Raw genomic sequence first — 4,606 nt, 5'->3', positions numbered from 1 at the left:
GCCTTCGCTGGCTTCGGCCGCCGCCTTGGTCGCCATGCTGTCGGTGATCTTGGCGTTCTCGGTATTCTGCGAGATGGACGCCGTCATCTGTTCCATCGACGCGCTGGTCTCCTCGACACCGGCGGCCTGCTCGCTGGAGGCCTGGCTCAAGGACTGCGCCGTCGCGCTCACCTCTTCGGAAGCACTGGCCAGCGACTCGGCACCGCCGTTGACTTCGGCCACCACCTCGGCCAGCTTGCTCACCGTGGCATTGACGCTTTCGCAGAGCGACTGCAACTGCCCCTTGAAGTCCGTGCGCGCGACCTGGGTCAGATCACCCTGCGCCATCACGTGAAGCACGCGGCTGACCTCGTTCACCGGCTCCACGATGGCGTCGAGCGTGCTGTTGATCCCATCGACGATTTCCCGGAAATCACCGTGGTGGAGCTTGGCGTCGGCCCGCACGTCCAGCCGGCCGGCGGTGGCGGCTTCGACCAGCAGATTGGTGTCGGCGATCAGCGCCTTGAGGTTGGAGCGCACCTGCTCGATGGTTTCGTTGATGAAGGCCTTCTTGCCGGGGAAGGCATCCAGCGGCGCGTTGAAGTTGCCCCGGCCGAACTCCGCCACGCAGGCCATGGCCTTCTTCTTCACAGCGATGTGGCCGCCGACCATCTGGTTGATGCCCTCGGCCATGGCGCGGAAATCGCCGTCGAAGCGCGACGCATCGATGAAGACGTCGATGTCACCCTTGTCGTGCTCGGTCGACATGCGGTTCATCTCGGCGATCAGACCGACCAGGTTGCGACGCACCTGCTCGATGGTGTCGTTGATGAAGGCCTTCTTGCCGGGGAAGGCATCCAGCGGCGCATTGAAGTTGCCGCGGCCGAATTCGGCGATGCAGGCCATGGCCTTCTTCTTCACCGCGATGTGGCCGCCGACCATCTGGTTGATGCCGCTCGCCATGTGCAGAAACTCGCCCTGCAGCCCGCCGGCGTCGATCACGACGTCGATGTCGCCCGCATCGTGCTCCCGCGACATGCGCCCCAGTTCGGACATCACGCGCTTGAGCTTGTCCAGCAGCGCACGCTGCGCGGCGTGCAACGCCCCCAGTTCGGTCGACGACGCGAGCGCCGTTTCGGTCGACTCCCGGAAATCGCCTTCCGTCAGTCGGCGGGCAGCGTCCCCTGCGGCCTTCACGGCGCGGGTGATGTCGGCCGTCACCAAGGCAGCGATCAGCATGCTCAGAATGGCGGCGACGCCGGCCACCGCCCACGCTGCGCCGGACGACAACACCTGCGCCTGCGCCAGTGCCCACGGTACCGCCGGTGCTGCCAGGGCGAAGAGAAAGCAGAACCCGAGGCGGGTCGCGAGACGCATTTGATTGAACATGGGGAGCCTTCGTTTGTCTTGACGTTGTGACAGCGTGAATCAGGCCGCGAGATCGACCAGGGTGGAAAAATCTTCGATGGCCAGCACGTTCGCCACGTCGAGCACGATGACGAACTTGCCGCGGACCTTGGCCATGCCGCAGACGAAGTCGCTGCGGATGGCCGAGCCGAAGCTGGGCGGCGGCTCGATGTCGGAGGCCGGCAGCTCCAGCACCTCGTTGACCGCATCGACCACCACACCGATGACCTGGCCGTCGGCGGCTGCATCTGTCGGCGCGGTCTCCACGATCACGATGCAGGTGCGCTTGGTCACCTCGCTGGCCGGCCGGCCGAAGCGCGCCTGCAGGTCCATCACCGGCACCACGGCGCCGCGCAGGTTGATCACGCCGCGCACGCTCGCGGGCATCATCGGCACCGCCGTCAGGTGGCCGTACTCGATGATTTCCTTGATCGCCAGGATGCCGATGGCGAACATCTCGCCGGCCAGCATGAAGGTCAGGTATTGCAGGGGCTCCGGCGGCGCGGCCACCACGGCCGCCGCCACGCCCCGGTTCTGTACAGCCGTGTTCATCGGGACGTCCTCAGTAGCGGGCGAAGTGGCTTTCGTCCACGTCCGCCAGGTCATTGCCCGTCAGCGCCAGGCTGGGCCCCCCGTTCCTGCGGCTGGCCACCGGCTTGGGCGCCTTGGCAGGCATGCTTCTGCTCGGTTTTCGCACCGACGCCGCAGCCGCCACACCGCCCAGCTTGAAGAAGCTCATGGTGCGCTGCAGCTGCTCGGCCTGGCTGCTCATCTCCTCGGCCGTCGCCGCCAGCTCCTCCGAGCTGGTCGCGTTCTGCTGCGTCGTCTGGCTCAGCTGGCTCACCGCCGCGTTGATCTGGCCCACGCCCGACGATTGCTCCTCGCTCGCCGCCGTGATCTCCTGCACCAGGTCCGAGGTCTTGTTGATGCTGGGCACCATCGCATCGAGCAGCTTGCCTGCCCGTTCGGCCAGCTCCACGCTGGACGTGGCCACGGTGCCGATCTCCTGGGCCGCCACCTGGCTGCGCTCGGCCAGCTTGCGCACCTCGGCGGCCACCACCGCGAAGCCCTTGCCGTGCTCGCCGGCGCGGGCCGCCTCGATGGCTGCATTCAGCGCCAGCAGGTTCGTCTGGTAGGCGATGTCGTCGATGATGTTGATCTTCTGGGCGATCTGCTTCATCGCCGCCACCGTGGCCTTGACGGCTTCGCCGCCTTCGCTGGCTTCGGCCGCCGCCTTGGTCGCCATGCTGTCGGTGATCTTGGCGTTCTCGGTATTCTGCGAGATGGACGCCGTCATCTGTTCCATCGACGCGCTGGTCTCCTCGACGCCGGCAGCCTGCTCGCTGGAGGCCTGGCTCAAGGACTGCGCCGTCGCGCTCACCTCTTCGGAAGCACTGGCCAGCGACTCGGCGCTGCCATTGACTTCCGCCACCACCTGGCCCAGCTTGTCGGCCGTGGTGTTCACATAGGTCTTCAACTCGTCGTAGATCCCCGGGTACTGGCCGTCCACACGCTGCGTCAGGTCGCCTTGCGCCATGCCACCCACCACCCGCACCACGTCGCCGACGCTGCTCGCCGTCACGGCAGCCATCTCCTTCATGGCCTGCAGCAGCTGGGCGGTTTCGTCCTTGCCGTGCACATCGATCTGCACGGACATGTCGCCGCGGGCGAGCTTGTTGGCAACCTCCACGGCAACACCGATCGGTCGGGTGATGTTGCGGGTGATGACCCACGCCATCAAGAGTGCCAGGACGGCACACGCGACCAGCGCACCGATGACATAGAGACGCGCCGATGCGTAGACTTCCGCCGCATGCGCGGCCGCCTCGTTGGCGCCTGCGACATTCAGGTCGGACAGTCTGTCGAGCGATTCGCGCGTCAGGTTGTACTGCTTGAGAGACTCCGCCTGCATGGTCTTGGACGCATCGTCGTCCCGACCTGCCGCCGCCAGATCGATGATCTTCTGATGTTCCACGAAGAAGCCGTTCATGGCGACCATGAGCGATTGATAGAGCCGCTGCTCTTCAGGATTGCTCAGCAGCGCTCGCTGCTGCTCTGACACGGTCTTGACCGAGACGGTCTTGTCATCCATTTCCTTCGTGATCGGCGCCAGGGTCGCGGCGTCCGACGCCAGCACTGCCCGGTATTCGAGCACGCGAACCCGATTCAGGTCCGCTTTGAGACTCAGGTAGTTCCGCACGCTCGGCATCCAGTTCGTAGCCAGGTCGACCGTCGATCCGTTCACGGTCGCCAGCTGCGAGATGGCGTACGCACCGAGGCCGGCCATCAAGGCCAGAACGATGGCGAAGGCTCCGAAAAGCTTCGTCGCCAGTTTCAGGTTGGAGAACATAGGCGCCTTCTAGATGTCGAGGAGAACAGGCTCGATGGCCAGCACGTTCGCGGCGTCGAGCACGATGACGAACTTGCCGCGGACCTTGGCCATGCCGCAGACGAAGTCGCTGCGGATGGCCGAGCCGAAGCTGGGCGGCGGCTCGATGTCGGAGGCCGGCAGCTCCAGCACCTCGTTGACCGCATCGACCACCACGCCGATGACCTGTCCGTCGTCGGCGTCGCCGGTCTCCACGATCACGATGCAGGTGCGCTTGGTCACCTCGCTGGCCGGCCGGCCGAAGCGCGCCTGCAGATCCATCACCGGCACCACGGCACCGCGCAGGTTGATCACGCCGCGCACGCTCGCGGGCATCATCGGCACCGCCGTCAGGTGGCCGTACTCGATGATTTCCTTGATCGCCAGGATGCCGATGGCGAAGGCTTCGCCGCCGAGCATGAAGGTCAGGTACTGCAGGGGTTCGGGGGGCGCAGCCATCGCGGCCGCTGTCGTGGCCATGCCCCGACTCTGGATTGCAGCAGTGTTCATCACGCGTCCTTTCAGTAACGAGCGAAGTGGCTCTCGTCCACGCCGACCAGGTCGCCACCCGCCAGTGCCAGGCCCGGGCTGCCGCTCCTGCGGCCGGCCGAAACCGGATTGGTCGGCTTGGGCGCCTTGGCAGGCGTGCTCTTGCGCACTTCGCCCGCCTTGCGCACCGACGCCGCAGCCGCCACACCGGCCAGCTTGAAGAAGCTCATGGTGCGCTGCAGCTGCTCGGCCTGGCTGCTCATCTCCTCGGCCGTCGCCGCCAGCTCCTCCGAGCTGGTCGCGTTCTGCTGCGTCGTCTGGCTCAGCTGGCTCACCGCCGCGTTGATCTGGCCCACGCCCGAC

At 66.2% G+C, this 4,606-nt stretch carries 4 protein-coding genes and 1 pseudogene; all 5 read right to left on the bottom strand.

All coding sequences use genetic code 11. The features are described from left to right. A partial coding sequence (locus ACSFA2_RS25330) for a methyl-accepting chemotaxis protein (protein ID WP_435458095.1) occupies window positions 1-1,368 on the bottom strand: 1,368 nt, incomplete at its 3' end. A gap of 39 nt (window positions 1,369-1,407) precedes the next feature. After that, window positions 1,408-1,938, bottom strand: a complete 531-nt coding sequence (locus tag ACSFA2_RS25325) for a chemotaxis protein CheW (protein ID WP_435458094.1) — start codon at window positions 1,936-1,938, stop codon at window positions 1,408-1,410. 10 nt (window positions 1,939-1,948) lie between these two features. Beyond that, complete coding sequence (locus ACSFA2_RS25320; RefSeq protein WP_435458093.1) at window positions 1,949-3,736, bottom strand: methyl-accepting chemotaxis protein; 1,788 nt, start codon at window positions 3,734-3,736, stop codon at window positions 1,949-1,951. Between the two features lie 9 nt (window positions 3,737-3,745). Beyond that, window positions 3,746-4,264 carry a chemotaxis protein CheW gene (locus ACSFA2_RS25315; protein WP_435458092.1) on the bottom strand — a complete coding sequence of 173 codons (519 nt, stop codon included), beginning with the start codon at window positions 4,262-4,264 and terminating at the stop codon, window positions 3,746-3,748. Window positions 4,265-4,275: 11 nt separating this feature from the next. Then, window positions 4,276-4,606 (bottom strand): annotated as a pseudogene (locus ACSFA2_RS25310) (methyl-accepting chemotaxis protein); the annotation flags it as partial.

The organism is Variovorax cryoconiti (assembly GCF_051216395.1).
Classification (GTDB): Bacteria; Pseudomonadota; Gammaproteobacteria; order Burkholderiales; family Burkholderiaceae_C; genus Variovorax.
This window is presented reverse-complemented; position numbering and strand designations above follow the sequence as displayed.